Annotated in this window: 4 protein-coding genes and 1 pseudogene; 3 read left to right on the top strand and 2 right to left on the bottom strand. The window is 64.2% G+C overall.

Annotated features, from left to right (window positions below):
* Positions 1-289: hypothetical protein (locus IVB32_RS04470; protein WP_247409912.1), on the top strand; the 289-nt coding region annotated here is incomplete at its 5' end.
* A gap of 227 nt (positions 290-516) precedes the next feature.
* Positions 517-1,335, top strand: coding sequence for an aldo/keto reductase (locus IVB32_RS04465; protein ID WP_247369246.1), 819 nt, complete (start codon positions 517-519; stop codon positions 1,333-1,335).
* A 235-nt stretch (positions 1,336-1,570) separates the two neighbouring features.
* Here the strand turns inward: IVB32_RS04465 and IVB32_RS04460 are convergent, their stop codons facing one another.
* Positions 1,571-1,798, bottom strand: coding sequence for a hypothetical protein (locus IVB32_RS04460; RefSeq protein ID WP_247369243.1), 228 nt, complete (start codon positions 1,796-1,798; stop codon positions 1,571-1,573).
* Positions 1,799-1,894: 96 nt separating this feature from the next.
* Positions 1,895-2,347 carry a hypothetical protein gene (locus IVB32_RS04455; RefSeq protein WP_204513884.1) on the bottom strand — a complete coding sequence of 151 codons (453 nt, stop codon included), beginning with the start codon at positions 2,345-2,347 and terminating at the stop codon, positions 1,895-1,897.
* Positions 2,348-2,505: 158 nt separating this feature from the next.
* Between IVB32_RS04455 and IVB32_RS42990 the strand changes: the two are divergent.
* Positions 2,506-2,577 (top strand): annotated as a pseudogene (locus IVB32_RS42990) (transcriptional regulator); the annotation flags it as partial.

Below are 2,577 nucleotides of genomic sequence, written 5' to 3'. Positions count from 1 at the left end.
CAAGCGGCTCGGGCCCGAAACCCGGTTCGCGCCTGTCGCGCTGGAGGCGCGCGGTGGCAACGAGGCGCAGGCGCGCGCCGAGCCGGTCGACGTGCCGAAGAAGGTCGCCGCCGAACGCGTGCGCGTGTCGGAGCCGAAGGTCGCGCACGTCAAGCCCGCGCAGCCACGCGGCGCGGCACGCACCAAGCTCGCGCATCGCCACGGCAATCCGCTCGACGCGCAGGCGATGGACACCCGCATCCAGACCTGGCCGTGCCGCAGCGGCGGCATCTGCAACTGGAAGCACTAGGTCAGCTCCGAGCCGTCATCCGGCACGTTGCAAAACCGTAGGCCCGCGGTCAAGAAACCGTAAGCCGGGGGACGGTGAGGAAGCACCTAACCCGATCTTGATTGGCCGCCGTGCGTCTGCCGCACTATGCTGTCCGCTCCCGCCACCTCTTTTCCATCCCCGAAGAGACTGCTCACGCAGCATCGCTGCTGGCCTCCGGCGGGCCGAACGATGTCAGGAACTTGTTCATGGATAATCTCAAGACACAGGGCATCAGCATGCCCAAGCTCGGCCTCGGGACCTTCCGCATGCAGGGCGATACCTGCCGCGCGGCGGTCGAGAGCGCACTGTCGATCGGCTATCGCCATATCGATACCGCCGAGATGTACGGCAACGAAGAACCGATCGGCGCGGCGCTCGCCGCGGCCCGGCTGCCGCGGGGCGAGCTGCACGTCACGACGAAAGTCTGGCACGAGAACCTCAGCCCCGACGCCATCCGCCGCTCTTTCGACGCCAGCCTGACCAAGCTCAGGCTTGACCATGTCGACCTCTATCTCGTGCACTGGCCGTCCAAGGCGGCGAACTGGGGCGCTGTGTTCGAGACCTTGATGACGCTGAAGCAGGAGGGGCGGACGCGGGCGATCGGCGTCGCCAACTTCACCACGGCGCTGCTCAAGATCGCGGTCGAAGACATCAAGGCGCCGATCGCATGCAACCAGATCGAATACCATGCCATGCTCGATCAATCGAAGGTGCTGGCCTATCTCAACGCCAGGTCGATCCCGCTGGTCGCCTATTCCCCGCTGGCGCAGGGACGCGTCGCGTCAGATGAGGTGCTGGCCGAGATCGGCGGCAGGCACAATGCGACCGCGGCGCAGGTCGCGCTGAAATGGCTGCTCGACCAGGACGGCGTCGCCGCGATTCCGAAAGCCTCGCGCCGAGAGAGCCAGCAGGCCAATCTCGACGCGCTGAAGATCACGCTCGACGATGCCGACCGCAACAAGATCGCCGCGCTGCCGAAGGACAGGCGCTGCGTCAATCCCGGCTTCGCGCCGGCATGGGACTGAGAGTCGACGCTGGGCCGCACCGCCGGACCCTCTCCCCTTGTGGGAGAGGGTGGCTCGCCGCGCAGCGGCGAGACGGGTGAGGGGTCTCTCTCCGCGCGCACATTTGTCAGTTTGAATTCGCCGAGGGATACCCCTCATCCGGCGCTTCGCGCCACCTTCTCCCACAAGAGGAGAAGGAAGAAGGCACGCAAAGAAAATGGCCCCGTGAGGGGCCATCTCCATATTTTGTTGCGCATTAGTCCCAATGATGACGGTGACCACGCTTGATCACGACGACGCGGTCGCGATGGTGCCAGCCGCGATGCCAGCCGCGATCGCGATGCATGCCGTATTCGGCGCGGGCGCCATACATGCCGTGATGATGACCACCGCGCTTGATCACTACCGTCTCCGCGCTGGCGAGCGTCGGCATTGCAACCGCGAGCGCGCCGACAGCGGCAAGCACATAACCAATCTTCTTCATGATGTCCTCCTCCAATGGAATGCAAATCTAAACGGCGCATTCGCGGGAACGTTCCGGAGGAATCGCAGGAGAATTCTGAACGCCTGTTCAGGTGAGTTAATCGCAGCGCTGTTGTGCAGGTGTTGGCGCGCCGGTGGCGACGTATTTGCCGTCCCTGATCGTGTATTCGCCGCGCTCACTGCGATTGTAGATTGCGCGCAAGCTGCCTTGCTTCGAGAGTAGGAGGCCGAACTCGCGGGTCTGCTGCAGCAAGGGGAAGTACACCATCACATTGAGCAGGCCGTCGGCGCTGACCATCGCCGATACCACTTCGTTTTCGTCCTTGGCCTCGCCGAAATTGCGCCGGTACATCACCCTTCCGTCCTTCCGGATCTCGTAAGTCAAGAGCGCTCCCTTATCGCGGTCGGGCCGGGCCGCGCAATCGATCGCCCATGAGCCGAGCAGGCCCCATTGCTCGATGGTCGCCGCAAGCGACTCGGCACCGGCCGCGGGCGTGAACGCAACCCACAGCGCTGCTGCCGCGATCGAGCGGCTCAAACAACGTCTCATGTCCTGAAAGGCCCCACCTGCAAAGAATTCCGAAGTGTAGCATCCCGCGCGCCATCGTCCACGCTGACCGCCATTCGCGCGCGAATTTGATCCGCGTCAATGAGGCAGTCCGTTTCCCCGGTAGGATGGCGTTCCCGAAGGCGGAATTGGATAAACCGATGCTGAATCAAGTCAGGGATTTCGCAGGCGAGGTGCTGCCGGGGAGCTGCGCCGTGCCGCCTTATTCCGAG

Source organism: Bradyrhizobium sp. 23 (assembly GCF_023073295.1).
GTDB classification, from domain to species: Bacteria; Pseudomonadota; Alphaproteobacteria; order Rhizobiales; family Xanthobacteraceae; genus Bradyrhizobium; species Bradyrhizobium canariense_D.
This window is presented reverse-complemented; position numbering and strand designations above follow the sequence as displayed.